The organism is Silvibacterium bohemicum, from assembly GCF_001006305.1.
GTDB lineage: Bacteria > Acidobacteriota > Terriglobia > Terriglobales > Acidobacteriaceae > Silvibacterium > Silvibacterium bohemicum.
In genome coordinates this window covers 684704-704782 of sequence record NZ_LBHJ01000012.1, presented here as the reverse complement: position 1 = coordinate 704782, position 20079 = coordinate 684704, and the positions used below count along the sequence as shown (strand labels likewise).

The 20079-nt window shown below is 59.7% G+C and carries 14 protein-coding genes; 11 read left to right on the top strand and 3 right to left on the bottom strand.

Annotated features, from left to right (window positions below):
• Nucleotides 1-89 precede the first annotated feature (89 nt).
• The gene (locus XX99_RS19185; RefSeq protein WP_184085100.1) at nt 90-2564 is read right to left on the bottom strand and encodes a TonB-dependent siderophore receptor; all 2475 of its coding nucleotides are present in this window, start codon (nt 2562-2564) and stop codon (nt 90-92) included.
• A 397-nt stretch (nt 2565-2961) separates the two neighbouring features.
• Here XX99_RS19185 and XX99_RS26830 point away from each other — a divergent pair, with 397 nt between their 5' ends.
• From XX99_RS26830 to XX99_RS19140, 9 genes are all read left to right on the top strand, one after another.
• The gene (locus tag XX99_RS26830; protein ID WP_082125718.1) at nt 2962-3171 is read left to right on the top strand and encodes a hypothetical protein; all 210 of its coding nucleotides are present in this window, start codon (nt 2962-2964) and stop codon (nt 3169-3171) included.
• A gap of 69 nt (nt 3172-3240) precedes the next feature.
• The gene (gene trpC, locus XX99_RS19175; RefSeq protein WP_050060970.1) at nt 3241-4053 is read left to right on the top strand and encodes an indole-3-glycerol phosphate synthase TrpC; all 813 of its coding nucleotides are present in this window, start codon (nt 3241-3243) and stop codon (nt 4051-4053) included.
• A 3-nt stretch (nt 4054-4056) separates the two neighbouring features.
• Nucleotides 4057-4737, top strand: coding sequence for a phosphoribosylanthranilate isomerase (locus XX99_RS19170; protein WP_050060969.1), 681 nt, complete (start codon nt 4057-4059; stop codon nt 4735-4737).
• A 146-nt stretch (nt 4738-4883) separates the two neighbouring features.
• Nucleotides 4884-6095 (top strand): tryptophan synthase subunit beta, encoded by a 1212-nt coding sequence (trpB, locus tag XX99_RS19165; protein ID WP_050060968.1) that lies wholly within the window; start codon nt 4884-4886, stop codon nt 6093-6095.
• A gap of 8 nt (nt 6096-6103) precedes the next feature.
• A complete protein-coding gene (gene trpA / locus XX99_RS19160; RefSeq protein ID WP_050060967.1) occupies nt 6104-6898 on the top strand; it encodes a tryptophan synthase subunit alpha in 795 nt (264 codons plus the stop codon).
• A gap of 67 nt (nt 6899-6965) precedes the next feature.
• Nucleotides 6966-7268, top strand: a complete 303-nt coding sequence (locus XX99_RS19155; protein ID WP_050060966.1) for a chorismate mutase — start codon at nt 6966-6968, stop codon at nt 7266-7268.
• Nucleotides 7269-7304: 36 nt separating this feature from the next.
• On the top strand, nt 7305-8366 hold the full coding sequence (aroF, locus tag XX99_RS19150; RefSeq protein ID WP_050060965.1) for a 3-deoxy-7-phosphoheptulonate synthase: 1062 nt from the start codon (nt 7305-7307) through the stop codon (nt 8364-8366).
• 3 nt (nt 8367-8369) lie between these two features.
• On the top strand, nt 8370-9266 hold the full coding sequence (locus XX99_RS19145) for a prephenate dehydrogenase (protein ID WP_050060964.1): 897 nt from the start codon (nt 8370-8372) through the stop codon (nt 9264-9266).
• 234 nt (nt 9267-9500) lie between these two features.
• Nucleotides 9501-11291, top strand: a complete 1791-nt coding sequence (locus tag XX99_RS19140) for a glycoside hydrolase family 2 protein (RefSeq protein WP_050061169.1) — start codon at nt 9501-9503, stop codon at nt 11289-11291.
• A 384-nt stretch (nt 11292-11675) separates the two neighbouring features.
• Here the strand turns inward: XX99_RS19140 and murJ are convergent, their stop codons facing one another.
• Nucleotides 11676-13301 carry a murein biosynthesis integral membrane protein MurJ gene (gene murJ / locus XX99_RS19135; RefSeq protein WP_050060963.1) on the bottom strand — a complete coding sequence of 542 codons (1626 nt, stop codon included), beginning with the start codon at nt 13299-13301 and terminating at the stop codon, nt 11676-11678.
• A gap of 151 nt (nt 13302-13452) precedes the next feature.
• Here murJ and XX99_RS19130 point away from each other — a divergent pair, with 151 nt between their 5' ends.
• Together XX99_RS19130 and XX99_RS19125 are read left to right on the top strand one after the other, a co-directional pair.
• The gene (locus tag XX99_RS19130) at nt 13453-15618 is read left to right on the top strand and encodes a prolyl oligopeptidase family serine peptidase (RefSeq protein ID WP_050060962.1); all 2166 of its coding nucleotides are present in this window, start codon (nt 13453-13455) and stop codon (nt 15616-15618) included.
• Between the two features lie 42 nt (nt 15619-15660).
• Complete coding sequence (locus tag XX99_RS19125; RefSeq protein ID WP_050060961.1) at nt 15661-16158, top strand: nuclear transport factor 2 family protein; 498 nt, start codon at nt 15661-15663, stop codon at nt 16156-16158.
• Nucleotides 16159-16217: 59 nt separating this feature from the next.
• Here the strand turns inward: XX99_RS19125 and XX99_RS19120 are convergent, their stop codons facing one another.
• Complete coding sequence (locus tag XX99_RS19120) at nt 16218-19757, bottom strand: TonB-dependent receptor (protein WP_050060960.1); 3540 nt, start codon at nt 19755-19757, stop codon at nt 16218-16220.
• Between the last annotated feature and the right edge of the window lie 322 nt (nt 19758-20079).

Below are 20079 nucleotides of genomic sequence, written 5' to 3'. Positions count from 1 at the left end.
ATTTTTTTGCACCCGTGCGCTCCTAATTCATTGAGCGCACGAGGTTTTCCTTGCTTTCTATGGGGGAGGGGAAACTGTCTCGCCGCCTCTCAGAATTTGAACTTCGCCCCGAAGAGCGCCGAGGTTCCAGCGCCGGGAATGACGTGGCCGGGGTGCAGCTCATCGAGGAAGAAGCGGTCGAGGAGGTTGTTGATGTTGGCCTGGAGCGCAATCCGCTCGGTGACGTCGTACTTCACCATGGCGTTGAAGGTCCAGTATTCCGGCGCCTTCTCGATGGCGGTGGTGGGTGAGGTCAGCGTCGTCGAGTTGGCATCGCGCGCGCCGACGAAGTTGCTGCCGGCTCCGACCTCAAAGCCGCGCGGCAGACGATACTCCGTCCACAGATTGAAGAGGTTCTGCGGCACATTCTGAAGCGGCAAACCGATGGACAGCGGGTAGAAGTTCGACGACACCACCTCGCTGTGCATGAAGGTGTAGCTGGTGAGCAGCTCCCAGCGGTCGGTGAGGCGTCCCTGGATCACGCCCTCTGCGCCATCCACGCGCTGATTGCCGGCGAGTACGTCGACCGACGAATCGGTCGGATCGGGCTCGAGAACATTTTCGCGATTGGTGCGGAAGAGCGCGCCGCGCGCGGTGAGGCGGCCGCCGTTCAGATCCCATTTACTGCCGAGTTCGTAGGTCTCGTTCTCCTCGGGAGGCACAGCTGCGTTGGCCGCAGAGAGGGAAAGAGTCTCGGCGGAGGGATCGAATGAAGTGCCGTAGTCGAAGTAGATGCTGCCATTCGGACGCGGCTTGTAGACCAGCGCGGCTCGCCAGCTGCCCTTGTTGAGGTCTTGTTCGTATTTCGGATAGGCGACGGTATCGCCACCGGTGGTTGCCGAAAAGGTGTTGGTGATGGCGCGGTAGTTGGCGTCGAAGTGGTCGAAGCGGATACCGCCGCTCAGCTCCCATTGCCGTCCCAGCTCGAAGGTGTCGAGCATATACGCGGCGGCGCTGAAGGCGGTGGTATGTACAGTCGTGTTGGGGTAGACCGTTCCGGAAAAGGGCTGGTAAGGATCGGGATGAAGCAGGCTGGTAAGCGGGACGGTATTGATTCCTGCGGGGTTGGTGAAGCGCACGCGAATGGGATCGGAGCTCTCGCGACCGCCTTCGGCGCCCAGCACCGCGGTCTGCCGGATGCCCAGCAACTTGCCCGAGACCATCGTCTCGGCCTGGTCCCATAGCTGGGCCTCGTCGCTGTTGCCGGCGATCTGATTGCGGTTGACCATGACCTGGCTGAGCGGGGTGGCCGGCGTGATGGCGCCGGCGCTGGCATTGTTTACTTGCGGCTCGGTGATCTGCCACTTGCGCTCGTAGTGGGCATAGCGAGTGACATTGCGCAGCAGGCCGAGGCTGCCGAGGTCGTGTTCGACGCGTAGATTGGCGACATCGACATTGGTGCGCAGGAAATTGTGATCGGCGAAACCATAGTAGTTGTGGCGCGGCACCGGAGCTCCGTGGCCGAAGTACCAGGGAATGCCGTAGTCGGGGATGTCGTCCGCCTGGGAGTGGAGTTCGCTGGCGACGAGGCGCGTCGGCGTGTTGAGTCCCAGCGCGAAGGTCGGCGCGACGCCAAAACGGCGACTCTCGGTGACATCACGCTGTGCGACTCCGGAGTCGTGAACCATGAAATTCAAGCGGGCGGCAGCGCCGGCTGCGATGCCGGGCAGGGGCTGGTTGATGTCGCCGGTGAAGCGCCGGGTCATGTCGGTGCCCAATCCGCCATCAAAGCGCATGAAAGGATGAAGCTGCGGGACCTTGCTCTCCTGGTTGATGACGCCGCCGGTAGAGCCGCGCCCGAACTCCACGCCGGCCGGACCTTCGAGCACATCCACCTTCTCGTAGTTGAAGGGATCGCGGTAATAGCTGCCGAAATCGCGGACACCATCGAGGAAGATGTCGTCCTGAGCGGAGAAGCCGCGGATAGTCAGATTGTCGCCCTGCAAAGCGCCCTCGCCGGCTGCCAGGCTGATGCCGGGCGAATTGCGCAAGGTGTCGCGCAGGGTGGAGACCCCCTGGTCGGCAAGAAGCTGCGCGGGAATGGTGTTGATGGCTTGCGGCGTGTCGATCAGCGGAGCGGGAAACTTGGACAACCCGATGCTGTCGAAACTGCTGGCGGTGACCTGCACCGACTCGGCATTCTTCACACCGATGCTGACGGCATCCTGCCCCTGAAGGGTGAAGTCCAGACCCGTTCCAGCCAGCAGCTGCCGGAGCGCCTGCGCGTCGGAGTAGAGGCCGGAGACTCCGTGAGATTTGAAGCCGGGGATAGTTTCGGCGGGCACGGTGTAGGCGACCTTGATGCCGCTGGCTTTCGAAAACTGCGCCAGAGCGAGATCGAGCGGGCCGGCTGAAATATCGTAGCGGCGGACTGTGAGCTGTGCCTGGTTCCCAGACTGGCTTTTGGAATTCTTTGCGTAGGCGATGGTGGCTTTGCTGGGGCCGGCCGCGGCGTAGGCGGCAATGGTGCCCATGGCTAGCCAGGCGCGATGGCCTGTCAGATATCGGCGCTTTTTTTGCTTCACACTCGCTCCTAAAATGGCCAGGGCTTCACGCGTTCCGGGGACGACCGGCGGGTGCCTGGAAGTTGAAGGGTAAGAAGGCGGTCCGGTGTGAAGGATCCGCGGTCTATCCGGCTGTAATGGACGAGGCGTCTGCGCTTCTCCGCCAAGAGTCATGCGCAGGGCTCGTTGTAGCTATATGCGACCTTGCTGGTCGGAGTTCGTACTCGCTCAATATACGACAGCAATGGTCGCATTACAAGACGTTCATCTTTAATTCATCTTGGTTGGGAATTTTTGGGAATTCTCGAAATGGGCCGGGAAACTTTATTCGAATCTATGACTCACAGACAACGAAGGCTTGATTTCCTGGCAACCGGGATTATTATTCCGGAGTCTGAGCAAACAGGAGGAAATTGCCATGATCGCTTTGCACGACGGACAATGCGGACTCTGTAACCATTTCGGTGAGGATCACAAGGCTTCCGAGAAGTTGACCCAGATCCACTCCACCATGCGCGCTCCAGAAGATTTCCTGGATGATTGCGGGCATCCGAAGCATTCTTCGCTGCATTTGAAGGTCACGGCGCTGAGCGGGTGCGATGGTTTTCAGCCGGTAGCACAGGCTTAGTACCCTTCCGACATTTGGCCGGGCACCGGCGACTATACTAGTGACTACGATAGTCACTTAGGAGTCGCTGTGCATCTGGATCGCATTCTCGATAAGACTCGCGCTACCGTAGCCGAACGCAAACATCACGTAGCTGCGAATGTATTGGATCGACGAGCGGCAGAGCACACGCCCAGAGGGTTTGCGCGTTCTCTTCGCGTCGCGTCGGAGTCAGGGCCCGCCATCCTGGCGGAATTGAAGAAGGCTTCACCCTCAAAAGGGCTGATCCGGCCGGAGTTCGATCCCCGCGTACTTGCGCAATCCCTGCAAAGCGGCGGAGCCGCAGCGCTCTCGGTGCTAACGGATGAGCCCTTCTTTCAAGGAAGCCTTCATAATCTCGAAGTTGCCTCCGATGTAACTGGCCTTCCCTGCCTGCGCAAAGATTTCATCGTCGATGAGTACCAGATCGTCGAAGCCCGCGCTCATAATGCGGATGCAATCCTGCTGATTGTCGCGGCTCTCAGCGACGAAGAGCTGGTTTCCTTCACCAAAGCCGCTCATTGCTATGAACTCGACGTTCTCTGCGAGGTTCACACGGCGGAAGAGCTGGATCGGGCGACCGGTCTGGGCTGCGATGCTTACGGCATCAACAATCGCGATCTCAAGACCTTCGAAGTCCGCCTGGAGACATCCCTGTCGTTGGTCGATCGACTGCCCGCGGGCGTGGTGCGTGTCGCGGAGAGTGGAATCCATACCTCCGAACATCTGGCACAGTTGCGCAATGCCGGCTTCGATGCCTTCCTGATTGGGGAGTCGCTGATGCGGCATGCCGATCCGGGCGAGGCTCTGAAGAATTTAGTAGCAGGCGCAAAGGCGCTGGAAGCCGTCGCGGAGCGGGTGTAACGCATGTGGGTGAAGATCTGCGCCAACACGAATCTGGACGATGCCCTCCTGGCTGCGGATGCCGGAGCGGATGCCGTCGGTTTCGTGTTTGCCGAGAGTGCGCGGCGTGTAACCGCAGATCAAGTCGCGGCGATTACCGCCCGACTGCCGAAGAAGCTTGAGAAAGTCGGAGTCTTCGGCGACGCGAGGTTCGATGAGCTGGTTCACTCAATCGAGTATGGCGGCCTCACTGGCGTGCAGCTGCACTCGGCAGGCGATACAGAGTTAGCCGCACGGCTACGTTCGCATTTTCGTAATGACCTGCGGATTTTGCAGGTCATTCATTATCGACAGGGGCTGGAGGCGCAGCTGCGCGCCGCGCAAGAGAACTCCGCGACCGATGGCGTGCTAATCGATTCACGCACGGCGACGCTGCTGGGTGGTACGGGACAGAGCTATGACTGGAAGGCGGCGAGCCGGCGGGTTGCGGAGTCGGCATCGGGACTGCGGTTGATCGTTGCCGGAGGGTTGAATCCCGAGAACGTGGGCGAGGCGATTGCCACGATGCGTCCGTGGGGCGTGGATGTGGCCACCGGCGTCGAGATATCTCCGGGAAAGAAAGATCCGGCGAAGGTGAGAGCCTTCATAGAGAACGCGCGAATTGCGGCGCACCGGGCGAAGATGGAGTCGCCGGTTGAAGTTTAGTTTCCTGTAGTGAACCCACGTCTCAAATTCGAGACGTGGGGCATCCGAGACTTTGGTGGAAAAGCATTCCAGAGCTTTACTTCGTTCGCTGGGAATAAGAAGTTGATTTTAGGGTTTAGAGAATTTAGGGACTCGAGGATTTCGCTGTGAGCACCGTTACCGAGATTGCTGCAAAGACCGTTTCTGGACGCTTCGGCGCCTACGGTGGACGCTATGTGCCTGAGACGCTGGTTGCCGCTCTCGACGAGCTGGACCATGCCTATGCCGAGGCACAGGCCGATCCGGAGTTTCATGCGCGGCTGGATTCGCTGCTGCGCGATTATGCGGGCCGTCCAACGCCGCTCTACTTTGCAGCGCGCCTGACCGAGTCGCTGGGCGGGGCGAAGATTTATCTTAAGCGCGAAGACCTGCTGCACACCGGCGCGCACAAGATCAACAACTGCATTGGCCAGGGCCTGCTGGCGCAGCGCATGGGCAAGCGCCGCATTATCGCGGAGACCGGCGCGGGCCAACACGGCGTGGCCACTGCGACCGTCTGCGCGCTGCTGGGCATGGAGTGCGTGGTCTACATGGGCGAAGAGGACATGCGGCGGCAGGAGCTGAACGTCTACCGCATGCGGCTGCTGGGCGCAGAGGTGCGCGGCGTCAGCTCGGGATCGAAGACGCTGAAGGATGCTATCAACGAAGCCATGCGCGACTGGGTGACGAATGTCCGCACCACGCATTACCTTCTCGGCAGCGTTCTGGGCGCGCATCCCTATCCGGCCATGGTGAGGGATTTCCAACGCGTGATCAGCCAGGAGGCGCGGGCGCAGATTCTGGAAAAGGAAGGCCGGTTGCCCAGCGCGATTATCGCCTGCGTGGGCGGCGGCTCGAACGCGATCGGCGCATTCTATGAGTTTATTCCGGATGCCTCGGTGCGCCTCATCGGAGTCGAGGCCGGCGGCCGCGGCACGGGCCTGGGCGACCATGCTGCCCGCTTTAGCGGCGGTACGCCGGGCGTTCTGCAAGGCACGTATTCCTACGTCCTTCAGGATGAGAACGGACAGGTTTCGCTGACGCATTCGGTTTCGGCCGGCCTGGACTATGCCTCCGTCGGACCCGAGCATGCTGCACTGCACGATTCAGGGCGCGCAGAATATATATCGGCGAGCGACCAGGCGGCACTGGACGCAACGGTTCGCCTGGCGCGGACTGAAGGCATTTTGCCGGCACTGGAGAGCGCGCACGCGGTGGCGGAATGCCTCCGCCTCGCTCCGACGCTGTCCCGGCATGACATACTGGTAGTCAACCTTTCTGGCCGCGGCGACAAGGATATGGGTATTCTTTCGCGCGAACTGAATCTTAAGGGAGCATAAGTCGTTCGATGCCAATTCGATTTGCCGGCAAGCCGGGCTTGGTGGCCTACCTCACTGCTGGTGATCCCGACCTAAAGACCACACACCAGATCGCCTTAGCCGCCATCGATGCCGGCGCCGACGTGATCGAGCTGGGCGTTCCTTTCAGCGATCCCCTGGCCGATGGTCCGGTGATTCAACGCGCCAGCGAACGAGCTTTGCTGAACGGGCCTTCCAAGCCTGCGACCCGGCTGGTCGATGTGCTGGGGCTGGCTGCGGAGCTACGCAAAGAGCGCCCCGACGCCGGACTGGTCATCTTTTCCTACTACAATCCGGTCCTGCGATTCGGCCTGGAGCGTTTTTGCGCCGAGGCGGAAGCCGCGGGCGTGGACGGCGTATTGGTGACGGACCTGATCGTGGAAGAGGCAGGCGAATATCTCGCTCTGCTGGAGCGCCACCACCTGGCGCCGATCTTCCTCGCCGCTCCCACCAGCCCCGATGCCCGGCTGGAGCGGATTGGCGCAGTGTCGAAGGGGTTCGTCTACGCTATCTCCCGGCTTGGAATTACAGGCATACGGACCACGCTGGCAAGCGATGCAAAGCAGCTCGTGGACCGGCTGCGCCGTTATACGCCGCTTCCGATTGCCGTGGGCTTTGGCGTCTCCAACGCCGAGCACTTTGCGGCAGTGGGCGAATTTGCCGACGCTGCAGTGATCGGCAGCGCCATCGTGCAGCTGATCGAAGAGTCCACTCCGGAAGAAGCTCCGAGCTCGATCGCGCGATTTATTCGGGGTCTGCGTACGCCGGTACTGCAGGCCCGTTAATTCCTAGAGTTCGTAGAGAGCAGAGAGATCGCAAGCGCCGTTATGGGTGCTGCATGAGGGGGATGGCATGGATATCGAAGACTGGCGTAAAAAGATCGATGTGCTCGACCGGCAGATTGTGGATTTGTTAAGTGAGCGTGCGTCCGCGGCCCAGGCCATCGGCAAGCTCAAGCGTTCCACCGCCCTGCCCGTCTACGAACCGAATCGAGAGCGCGTGATCTTCGAGAATGTACGCGCAGCCAACCGGGGACCGCTTCCGGACATTGAGCTGGTACATATCTACGAACGCATCATCGACGTGATGCGCGCGCTCCAGCGGGAGGAGCTGGCCTCGCAAAAGGCCGCACCCGCCACCGGAGTGAAGGAGTAACAGGCGCGGAGACCGCGCAGGACAGGAATTGTAACCATGATAGTTGCAATGCAAACCAATGCCACCGATGAGCAGATCCAGAGCGTTGTAGCGCGGATGGTCGAAATCGGATTCAACGTGCATCGCACCACGGGTACGGTGCAGACCATTCTGGCAGGCGTGGGAACGCCGGGGCAGTTCGATCATAAGGATTTCGAGCTCTTCGCCGGAGTGGCGGAAGTCGTACGCATCTCTTCACCTTATAAATTAGCGGGACGCAGCTTCCGTCCCGAAGGAACCGTCGTCACGTTTCCGAACGGCGTAAAGGTCGGCGGCGATGAGGTTGTGGTCATGGCCGGGCCGTGCTCAGTGGAGAGCCGTGAACAGATTTTTACCGCGGCTTCGCAGGTAAAGGCCGCAGGCGCAAAGTTTCTGCGCGGAGGCGCGTTCAAGCCGCGCAGCTCGCCGTATTCGTTTCAAGGCATGGGGCTGGACGGACTGAAGCTGCTGCGTGAGGTGGGCGATACGACGGGCCTGCTGATCATCAGTGAAGTGATGGAGATTTCGCAGATCGAAGTGATGCTGCCTTATGTCGACTGCTTCCAACTGGGCGCGCGCAACATGCAGAACTTCAACCTGTTGCGCGAAGTCGGCCTGGTGCGCAAGCCGGTGCTGCTCAAGCGCGGCATTGCGGCGACGATCGAGGAGCTGCTGCTTTCCGCAGAGTACGTTCTCTCCGGCGGCAACTACGATGTAATGCTCTGCGAGCGCGGCATCCGCACCTACGAGACGTACACGCGCAACACCATGGATATTTCCGCTATCCCGGTCATCAAGCATCTCTCGCATCTGCCGATTCTCGGCGATCCATCGCACGGCACTGGACGGCGCGATATGGTCCCGGCGATGGCGCGGGCCTCAGTGGCCGCAGGCGCAGATGGCTTGCTCATCGAAGTGCATCCCAATCCGGATAAGGCGGTCTCCGACGGCGCACAATCGCTCTTTCCGCAGCAGTTCTCGAAGCTGATGGACGAGCTGCGCATCATTGCTCCCGCAGTCGGCCGGACGATAGCGACGGCAACTCCGCAATCACAGCCAGCCACGGTCTCCGTCGGCTGACCGATGCCCATCGAGCGCATCGTCATCCTTGGAACGGGGCTCATTGGAGCCTCGGCCGGGCTGGCGCTGCGCGCACATGGTTTCTCCGGACAAATTACAGGCTGGGATCCGAATCCCGCAGAGTTGGCAGATGCGGAGCGCCTGGGCGCGATCGATTCCGCATCTCCATCGACAATCGACGGAGCCGTTCTTGCCGCTCGCAGCAGCCAGGTAGTCCTGCTCAGCGGACCGGTCTTCACCATTCTGGAATGGCTGGACAGGCTGGCTCCGGTGCTGCAGTCGGGACAGCTGGTCACGGACGTGGGATCGGTGAAGAACGCGCTCTGCCAGCACGCGCGGGACAGCTATAACCTGGTCCACACGGCTGGTTTTCTGGCCGGGCATCCAATGGCCGGCAAAGAGGTGAGCGGTGCGGCAAATGCCGAGGCCGCATTGTTCGACGGCGCGGCATGGCTCTTTACCGAGACGCCGGAGTCGCGGTCGATGCACAAGGCCTCTCGCGCGATTGCCGACGAGTGGCGGGCGTGGCCGGCTAAATTTGGATGCAGGGTGCTCGATCTCGAACCGGAGCGGCACGACGTGTTGTGCGCATGGGTCAGCCATCTCCCGCAGTATCTTTCGACCGCTTTGAGCGCATTGCTCGAAGACGAATTTCCCGACAAAGATGAGATTCTGGCCATCGGCGGCCGCGCCTTGCGCGAGATGACGCGCCTGGGCGCGAGTCCCTACTCCATGTGGCGCGATGTAGCCCATACCAATACTGAAGCCGTCGCCGCTTCACTGCTGGCGCTGGAGCAGCGGCTCACGCATTTGCGCGAGAATCTGCGCACTCCCGAGCTTCGTGACGAATTCGACCGCGCCAACCGCTTTCGGGAGCAGATGCGGGCGGGGAAGAAGTAACGGGCTTCTTCGCTTTTCGTACCCTGTCGGGTAAGTGACGTCGCTGTGAGCCTTCGTTCAGGATGAGTACCGCGGGAGCGCAGTTTTGTGGTCTCCCACCCTTCACGAGAATGCTGTGAACGATGGGGCACCCGCGCTACCTCTTTGCCGTCCCCTTCCCGTCGATTGCGAAAATCCGACGGCGTGTGGCTTTGAAGGGCTAAGTGATCCAACAGATGTTCTAGTATGTTGGGCATGCGCAAAGCTGCTGTTTTTCTCGCTCTGTTGTTCTCCACGCTTCTCGCCGCTGCCGAACCGCACTCCACCTCATTGGCCGATGTCGATCACCGGCCGTCCGTGAGTCTCGATGGGCCGTGGCATTCCATCGTCGACCCTTACAAGGGTGGATGGGGATCGAACACGGATGAGCCGGGTCCGCGTGGATATGCGGCGAACCTGCATTACACGCCCGGCGAGGCGCTGCTGGAGTACGACTTTGCCAAATCGCCGGTGCTGCAGGTGCCGGGCGATTGGAACACGCAGCGTGAGGATCTCTTCTATTACGAAGGACTGCTCTGGTATCAGCGCGACTTTACTTATCATCCGAAACCGCACACGCGCGCTTTTCTGCACATCGGCGCTGCGAATTACTCGTCTCATGTTTTCGTGAACGATGTTCTGGTTTGCGGACACGAGGGGGGATTCACTCCTTTCGATTGCGAGATCTCGAGCGCGGTAAAAGATGGAGCGAACTTTGTCGTGATCGCCGTCGATGACCGTCGCGAAAAGGAGAGAGTGCCGACGCTCAAGACCGATTGGTACAACTACGGCGGGCTGACGCGGAGTGTCTCCATCGTCGAGGTGCCGGAGACTTTCATCGACGATGCCTGGCTGCATCTCACGCCGGCAGGTGAGATCGAAGGCTCGGTGCATGTGACTGGCGCTGCGGCCGGAGCAAAGGTCGCTGTCCACATTCCAGAGCTGAGTGTCGATCAGAGTGCTGTAACCGACGAAGCGGGGTTGGCGAAGTTTGCCTTTCATCCCAGCAGTCTCGAAGCCTGGTCGCCGGAGCATCCGCGGCTTTATAAGGTCGAGTACACGGCTGGCTCCGACCGCCTGCAAGATGATGTGGGTTTTCGCACCATCGAGGTAAAAGGCGACGAGATTCTTCTCAATGGGAAGCCGGTCTTCCTGCGTGGCATTAATATTCATGCCGAGGCTCCCGTCCGCGGCGGCCGCGCCTGGTCGGAAGAAGACGCGAAGACGCTGCTGAGCTGGGCCAAAGAGTTGAATTGCAATTTCGTGCGCCTGGCGCATTATCCGCACGACGAACACATGACCCGGCTTGCCGACAAGATGGGCCTGCTGGTGTGGTCGGAGATTCCGGTGTACTGGTCGATCGACTGGACAAATCCGCATACGCTCGATGTGGCGAAGCAGCAGTTGCATGAGATGATCCAGCGCGATCACGACAAGGCTTCGGTCATTCTCTGGTCCATGTCGAATGAAACGCCCGTCAGCGCGGATCGCACCGCTTTCATCCGGAAGCTGATCGCGCAAGCTCGTGAGGAAGACTCGTCGCGTCTCATCACCTCGGCTCTGCTGACTTCCTTCCACGGCAAGACCGCTGTTCTCGACGATCCTCTCGGAGCCGATCTGGACGTGCTGGGATACAACGAATACATCGGGTGGTACATGGACAAGCCGGATGCTACGCCCGAGTATAAGTGGGAAGATCCGATGCACAAGCCGGTGGTGATCAGTGAATTCGGCGGGGGCGCGAAGGCTGGGCTGCATGGACCGGTAACGCAGCGCTTCACCGAGGAGTATCAGGCCGAGATCTATAAGAAACAGTTCGAGATGTTCAAGGATATGCCGTTCCTGCAAGGGATTATCCCGTGGGTAGTGATGGATTTCCGTTCGCCGACGCGGCAGCTGCCGGATATTCAGGATGGCTACAATCGCAAGGGATTGGTTTCTAACAAGGGCGTGAAGAAGCAGGCATTTTCTGTGCTGCAAGACTATTACGCTAAAAAGAAGCAGTAACTCTCATTGCGCTTTAGGGATGCAAGACTCTCTTTCGAGGCTAAGTTGGCTTACAAGATCGCCGCAGAATCTTTTTGCCGTTCGTACTCATGTTCGGTTCTTCTCTCGTCCTTTGTGCTGTTGCCCAGGAACGGGCAGCGGCTCCGAAGCCTACATGTTCGAGAACGGCACCGATGTCGGGCGCAAGTATGAATCGTAGACCCTGGCGCAGGCCAGAGCGAAGATTCTCTACTTCCACGCGGACGGCAAGCTCTCTCTCGAAGAGCCTCGAGAGGATGAAGGATCGGATTCGCATGTAAGCGATCCCGCGCACCCGGCAGCGTTCGCCGGATATGTAACCAACCCGTTGCCACAACGGCACAGGGTGAGAGACAACAGCGTCGCTTACGCTGCTGCGTCCGGCCTGGTTTTGCGGAATCGCGATAACAGCTGATCGGGTAATGCCGATCCCGTGATCTCCAGCGCCAGCGCCGAAATCCCAATCCAGACGAACGTTGCGAGCACAAGCACGCCCAGCTCAAACAGTCGCCCCGGCGAGTGGGGTAGAAAATGCTGCAACGCCATCAGCCCAGCGTAGCCGACGATGCCAGCGAAGAGAGAGCGCAGAAGCTCCATGTATTCCAGGCCGCTCATCGGCACCATGCGATTTCTGTGAAGCAGCACGGCGAGCGTGATTGTCTGGATCAGAATGCCGATATCGGAGGCGATCGCGAGTCCGGCCGGGCCGGTGGAGCGATAAAACACCCAATACACGGGCAGCGAAACCACCGTCACGATCGTTCCCGCAATCATGGGGGTAAGCGTGTTGCCTGCCGCATAAAATGCCCGCGCGTAGATAGCCTGCGCTGACCACAGGCAGAGCGAGAGAGAGAAGATTCCGAAGTAAACGGCCATCGTTCCTGAGTCAGCGCGATGAAAGGCGCCACCGCGCAGGAGAACGTCGACCATGGGGAGCGCCATGGCAATCATGAACGCGCTCAACAGAATCGAAAACGCTAGTATCCGCGAGACCGAAGCATTCACTGCTCGTGCAAACGGAGCGCCATTTCCTTCGGATCGCCCCTTGCCGTACAACGAAGCCAAAAACGGCAACGATGCCGCACCGGCCGCTTGACCGAGAGCTACCGGAGCCGTGAACAGCTGCTTGGCATAGGTCAGCAGCGAAACCGCGCCTCCCGTGTGCGAAGCGAACTTGCTGATGATCCAGCTATCGGCGGACACCAGCGACACGCCCAGCATGAGCGGGATCGACATTCGCACCCACTCGTGCAGCCCGCGATCCGACCAATCCAGAATAGGCCGATAGCGCATGCCCACGCGATGCGCCCATATCGCGTTCAACAGGAAAGGGCCAAGGAATGCCCCTGCAACCGCGCCCACCGCCAGCCCCGAAGAGCCGAGATGGCGGTAGAGCAGCACGCCGCCAAAGATGATGCCGCAGTTATAGACCAGCGGAGTTATTGCCTGCACCCCGAACTGCTTCCGCACCAGCAGCACCGCAGCAAATACTCCGCCAGCAAGAAAGAACAGCTGCGCGGGCAGCAGAATGCGCGTGAGATGCGCGCACAGGGCGGCTTTCGCCGGATCGCTCTCGAAGCCATCGAGCATCAGCCGAACATAAAGCGGAGCCAGGAATTCAGCCGCCACAATCGCCAGCCCCAACACCAGCGTCATGGTGGTCAGGATGACCGACATCGAGCGCTCGCCCTCAGCCTCGCGCCCCGCGTCGCGATACCGGGTCAGCATGGTGACGAAGGTGATCGAGGCTGCGCCGCCTACCAGGAAATACGCGATCATGTCAGGCAGCATGAACGCGGCGTTGAAGGCATCCGCTGCAGCCGTCTTGCCTAACAGGTAAGCGATGTACTTGGTCTTCACCAGCCCGATGACGCGTGAGGCCATCGCCGATCCCATGAGCAGCAGGGTTGCGGTAAAAGCCGTGTGGCGGTGCGAAGGGCGAAGAATGGCCAGGGCTCGCTGCCACCGCGGAGTAATGGGAGTTGTCGACATGTTGCTCTAGCGTCGATTTTACCCGCCGGGCTTTCCAGACTGGTGACAGATTATATTCTCGGCATTCCCTGCGTTCGCTTTGCCAAACTCATTTGCGCTTCGGCGCTTCTTTCGTTTCCTGAATCCCGCAGGAAGCCATTACACTTCCGCCATGCCCAAGACACGCAGCGGAGCCGTACGCATTTCGCCCCGGAAGCAATGCGCCATTGTTCTCAGCATCGCCTTTCTGGCGACCATCGGAGTTTCAGCCCAGCAGACGCAGACAATCCATGGCGCCAATGGGATTACTCTGCCACCACCGCCGGTAGCAACCGTGCAGCCCGTCACCGACGACTACAACGGCACGAGGATCGTCGATAACTATCGCTGGCTCGAGGATGCCAAGAGTCCGGCAACCCGCGCCTGGATTACAGAAGAGAATAAATACACACATCAGTATCTTTCGCAGATTTCGAGCCGTCCCGGGATCGTCCAGCGCCTCACCCAGCTGGAGCGCATCGATGATTATTCCGCGCCCACAGTACGGAGCGGAAAATACTTCTTCGAGAAACGGCTCGCTGACGAAAACCAATCTTCTATTTATGTGCGTGACGGCTGGAAAGGCCAGGACCAGCGCCTCATCGACACCACCAAGCTCAGCGCCGACGGGAACACTTCCGTCAGCATCAACGCCATCTCCGATGACGGCCATTTGCTGGTCTATGGAGTCCGCCAGGGCGGAGCCGACGAAGAGTCGATTCACTTCCTCGACGTAAGCTCGCACAAAGAGCTGGCCGATGTGCTGCCTTCCGCCCGCTACTTCGGAGTCAGTCTCAGCGCTGACGAAAAGGGCCTCTACTACGCACGCTTCGAGCACTCGGGAACCACCGTCTGGCTGCACAAAATCGGCGAGGACGCGGCAAAGGACGAGAAGATCTTTGGCGGCGAGTATCGCGGGGAAAAACTCGGCGAGCTGGCACTGATCACCGTTCACCTCACTGACGACCGCCATTACCTGGTGATCACCATTGCACACGGCGTGCCTGCGACGCGCGACGATGTCCTGATCAAAGATTTGCGCAAGTCCGGGAGTGAGCTGGCTCCACTGGTCTACGGCGTCGACGCCCACACCAGCATGGAAGAAGCCAACGACCGCTTCTTTCTGATGACCGACTATCAGGCGTCCAACGGCCGTATCGCGGAGGTCGCGCCCGGCGATCAGCCTGCGCAGTGGAAGACCCTCATCCCCAATGGCAAAGACGTGATCGATAGCTTCAGCATCGTCGGCGGCAAGCTGTTCGTCACGCGGCTTCATGACGTCAAGACGGAGACTGCCATCTATAACCTCGACGGCGCGAAGACCGGCGAGCTCACCTATCCTGGAGTTGGTTCGGGCACTGTGGTCTTTGGACGCACCACGCAGACCGAGGGCTTTTACATCTTCGAGTCCTTCATCACTCCGCCCACCATCTACCGCTATGACACGAAGACCGGCCACACTGACGTATTCGCCGCTCCCAACGTGCCTTTCGACTCTTCCAGGTTCGAGGTCACGCAGGTCTTCTACACCTCGAAAGATGGGACTCGCGTGCCCATGTTCATCGCAGGCAAGAAGGGCCTGGCTCGCGACGGCAAGGCACGCCTGCTGACGACCGGATACGGCGGTTTCGATGTTCCGGAAACTCCCGAGTGGGACGCCGAATATGCCTGGTGGATGGAGCAGGGCGGCTTCTTCGCGCTGCCCAACCTGCGCGGGGGCAACGAATACGGGGAGCCGTGGCACAAGGCAGCCATGTTCGAGCAGAAGCAGAACGTATTCGACGACTGGTTTGCAGCCGCCGAATACCTCATCAAGAATCAATACACGTCGCCGGACCATTTTGCCATTCGCGGCCGCTCCAATGGCGGCCTGCTCATGGGCGCGGCCATGACCCAGCGTCCGGATCTCTTTGGAGCCATCTGGTGCGGCTATCCTCTGCTCGACATGCTTCGCTACCAGAAGTTCGAGTTCGGACGCCTCTGGACCACCGAGTACGGCAACGCAGAAGAGGCGAAAGACTTCCCTTATCTCGTCAAATATTCGCCTTACCAGAACGTGAAGGCAGGAACGAAGTATCCGGCCATCATGTTCTTTACCGGCGATAGCGACACCCGCGTCGATCCTCTCCACGCACGCAAGATGGCAGCGTTGATGCAGGCATCGAGCGGCAGCGATCGGCCCATTCTGCTGCACTACTCCCTCAAAGGAGGCCACAGCTCGGGGGTTTCGATCTCGCAGCTCGTGGAAGACCAGGCCGACGAACTGGGCTTCCTTTGGAATGAGACGGCAGGCAAATAACCGGTTCCTCGCGCTGAGGCTATCCGCACCTGCTAGCATGCCATGATGAAAAAGCTGGCAGGTGCTATTCTCCTCTTCGTGTCAGTCACAGGTTTTGCACAAACACATTCGGAAGAGGCGGAGATTCGCACGCTCCGTGTGGACTCCAACAGCGCGATCGCGAAGGGCGATATTACCGCCTTCGCCAGCAGCCTCTCTGATGACTTCGTGATGGTTCGGGGCAGCGGGGCATTCTCCACGCGCGCAGCGTATATCGAAGCCTTCGCGGCGGACTTTAAAAATCCAACAGCGGTTCGCTACGAACGCTTCACGGACAGCGTCGAAATTTCCTCGGCTGCGCCTCTCGCGGCCGAACATGGGCATTGGATCGGAAAGTTTTCCGATGGAAGAGCTGCTTATGGGGGCACCTACCTGGCTATGTGGAGGCACTCGACTGGAGGCTGGAAGATTCGCTCCGAGCTCTTTGTGCTTCTTTCATGCGACGACCCCGCAGTGTGCGATGCCTATCGGAAGACGGCGGAAGCATCCACGGCAAAGTAGATCGGAAAAGCAAACGGAGTGGCCTGGGCCACTCCGTTTGCTTTAGAGCTGAGAAGCGGCTAGAACTCCAGCCGCATCGATACCTGTCCGGTACGGCTGCCGCCGAAGTCGGAGCCGCGTGCCGCCGTAATGTTGCCGAACTGCGGGCTCGAGACGTCCAGTACGGGATCGCCGAGGTTGGTGTGGTTGAGCACGTTGGTGAAGGTTCCCTCCGCGCGCAGCCGGATACCCTCGGTGATCGCGAAGCTCTTGCTCAAACCGCTCGAAAGGTTAACCGTTCCGGGTCCAGTGATGGAACCGATCTGGGCGTTTCCGAAGCGACCGATAGGCGCCAGATCGCCAGCCTGTCCCGCACCTGTGGTGCAAGCCGTTCCTTGCTGCCACGCAGGGTTGCCGGGGCAGACGAAGGCAGCTTTGTTGATCCAGTTGGTGCGGTTCTGGCCGTGGGGCGCAGGCGAACCGATGCGATCCGGCTTTTGCGCCCGGTGACCAAGATCGCCGAACTCACCGCTGTCCAGTCCGGAGCCGGTTCCCGAAGGATCGCCTTGACCGTCAGGGAAGTACGCGGAAAGGTGAGGACCGCTCTGCCACAGGAAGATGTTGCTTAGCTGCCATCCGCCCACCACTGCGTCTTCGAGCCGGTTCATGCTGTTCCCGAAGTGCCGTCCGCGGCCCACCGGAAGTTCATAGACCATCGTCGTGCTCCAGCGATTGCGGCGGGTGCCGTAGACTTCACCGAAATCCACGGTGCGATCGCGGGCGTAAGAGGCGCGTGCGCCGCCCACTTCACCGGAGAAGCCAGTGTTGTCGGGTCCCTGGTTATCGGCGAGGTTTTTGGCAAAGGTGTAGCTGGAATCGAAGGTGAGGCCGTGCGAATAGCGATGGTTGGCATCGAGCTGCAGAGACTGATAGCTGGCGTTCGCACCCGTCGAGCGGGTGTTGATGCGTCCCCAGTTGGGGAAGGGGCGCGCGCTGAGCGGCTGCACAAAAGCAGACGTGGTATTCGAGTAGGCTAGATCGTTGAGGTTGGGAGCCCAGACCAGGTCATGCGTCTCGAGTCCGATGTAAGAGACGCGTGTACCGTAGCCGCCATTGAACTCATGGTCGACCGAGAGCGAATACTGCTCGGAGTACGCGTCTTTCCAGTTGATGTCGTTGGCTGTGCCGAAGTACGCCGTGCCCGGCGCACCCGCGGCCGAGCTCGTACCTGCACCGGCAAAAATTGTCGGCCATGCGTAAGCAGGACCGGTTGCCGTTTCGCTATTGGCGTACTCACTGGTCGCCGCCTGCAGTGTGCCGGTAAGCGAATAGAAGCTCGCTCCCAGCGCGGTGATGTTGTACATGCCGAAACCACCGCGAATGGCCGTCTTGTCATCGTTGAAGGGGCGGAAGGCAAAGCCGAAGCGCGGCATGAATCGCTTGGTCGGCACGTTCTTCAAACTGCTCGGCAGGCCAGCCTGGCTGTTCGAGAGCACCGGGGTGCAAGGTGCGCCGTTCTCCGCAGGACCGGTGGTAGTTCCCACCCCGCAGGCATTGAAGCTGGAGAGGAAGCCCGCATTCAGGTTGGCGGCCGCACCGTCTGGATAAACGGCTTCTCCGGAAAGAGGAACCGAGGGATCGAAGTTTCCAATGTTGCCGCCCGGATCGTGGTAGCCGGGATGATACTCGTAGCGCAGGCCGTAGCTGAGGGTGAGCCGCGAATTCACCTTCCACTGATCCTGCGCGTAGAAGTTGTAGTGCAGGGTGATGCCATCGTTGTCTGAAGTCACCACGTCGTAAGCAGTGCCCTGCGGGGTGCCGATCAGGAAGTCTGCGAACTCTTGTCCGGGCGTCACGCCTAGTCCGGTGAAATTGTGTCCCGTGTTGTAGGCGAAGGTGCCGTAGTTATCCGCACCGAAGAAGCTGAGCGGTGTGATCGCCTCGATGTGCCGGATATCGAGGCCAAACTTCATATCGTGCGAGCCCTTCGACCAGGTAACGCCGTCGAGATACTGGAAAGTTCGCGATTTGGTGGTGTTGTTGAGGCGATCGGCGTTAAGCGAGGTGAGGTAGGTGAAGTCGAGTTCGGAGACGCCGTCGTAAAAGAGGTTCTGCAGACCCTGCAGTCCACTCGCTTGAGCGAAGCCGGGGCCATTGAAACCGTTAGTCGTTCCGAGTGTGCTCAGCGTAAATCCAAAGCGGAACTCATTGATCAACCGCGGAGTGAAGTTGTAATTGCCGGCCACCACCAAGATTCGCTCCTGGTCGCTGTTCGAGCCAGGGTTTACCAGCAGCGGCTCCGGATTCGCGGTTGTGGTGTTCTTCCAGGTGAACCGCCCGTAGACCAATGCCTTTTGTCCGATGTACTGATCGCCGCGAATATCGAACTGGTTCGAGGTCAGAGACGTGTCGTGGTTGGTAATGTAGTTGATCGCACCCGGCGTATATGTGTTCGTATTGCCTACATTCGGATCGGGGAAGAACTGAAGAAATTTCTGCGAGACGGTGTTGATCGGAACGGTGAAGTTGGGGTAGGGAGCGCCGGTAAACGGATTGATGAGCGGCTGGACGCCCACGACGCCGCTGAAATTGCCCTGCTTCATTGCCGCGGTCGGCACGCTGGCCTGATAGGGCTGGCTACCCGGACGGCGGAAACCTTCGTAGGCTCCGAAGAAGAAGCTGCGGTCGTGGCCGTTGTAGAAATGCGGGATGAAGACCGGGCCGCCCAGCGTGCCGCCGAAGTCATTGCCGACCAGTTTGGGCTTGGTGGTTGCGCCGAAGGGGATGGAGTCGAACGCGGAGTTTTGAAAGTACCAGAAAGCCGCGCCATGAAGCTGATTGGTGCCGCTCTTCGAGATTGTCGTAATCTCGCCCGGCTGCCCAAACTCCGCGTTATTCAGCACGCCATCCACACGGATCTCAGCGATTGATTCTCCGGACGGAAAAGCATTCGCGATGGGTGTGTTGCTGGTCGTGTTCTGCGCGGTGATGCCGTCCACGGTCACGTCGGCCTGCGAGGGCAGACCACCCTGAATCGAGAACTGCGGAGGCGAGGAAGCGGTGGGAGAGTTCGCCGCCGTATCGGCCTGCACGCCGGGCAGCGTCTGGATCAAATTCAGCGGGCTGGTGCCGCTCTGATTGGCGCGATAATTTGCGGGCAGGTTCTGCACATCGACCGCGCTATAGCTGGCGGCGATGGAAGGCGTTTCGGTTTCGATGGCTCCAGCTGCGGCGGCATTCACCGTGACGTCCTGGCTCGCTGCTCCGACCTTGAGAGCGGCATCGGCACGAAGCTGCTGCCGGGCACCGAGGTTCAGGTTGTCGATCGTCTCCTCATTGAAGCCCGACGCAGCAATCTGGACCTTATATCTGCCGGCGGTCAGTTCCAGGAACTGATAGTTTCCTGCGGTGCTGGTGGTCGCGGTGCGCTTGATTCCCGCATCGAGATCGGTGAGTGTCACGGCTGCGCCCGAAACAACAGCTCCCGAAGCATCCTTGATGGTGCCCAGGATCGTGCCTTGTGTGGATTGGGCAAAAGAAGAGGATTGGAAAAGCAGCAGGGCGAAAATCGCGAGGAAAGAAATCCTGCAGAGCCGATGAAAGCGGCTGGAAAAATCCATAAGTATAAGGTCTCCGAATAAAGAAGCCTGCAAAATGAACAGGCGCATTTTCATTTATGTGACTGCTTAAGTGCACTTACACAAGGATCGAAGCCGCAACGGAAAGGAAGGCTCCGATGACCAAGCGGCTGACGCAGGTGTCAGACCAGTTGAATCACTTTGGAAAATCGATAGAGATCGATCGCTACCGTAATCCGCGAAACTGAGGCAAAACTAAAGAGAATCTAGCAGCCGTTAATGAAAGCACGTTGAATCGCGCCGACTCTTGATTGGCATTGACCACAATTCCACGGCATATTTTCTATTAGACGCATCGCGACGA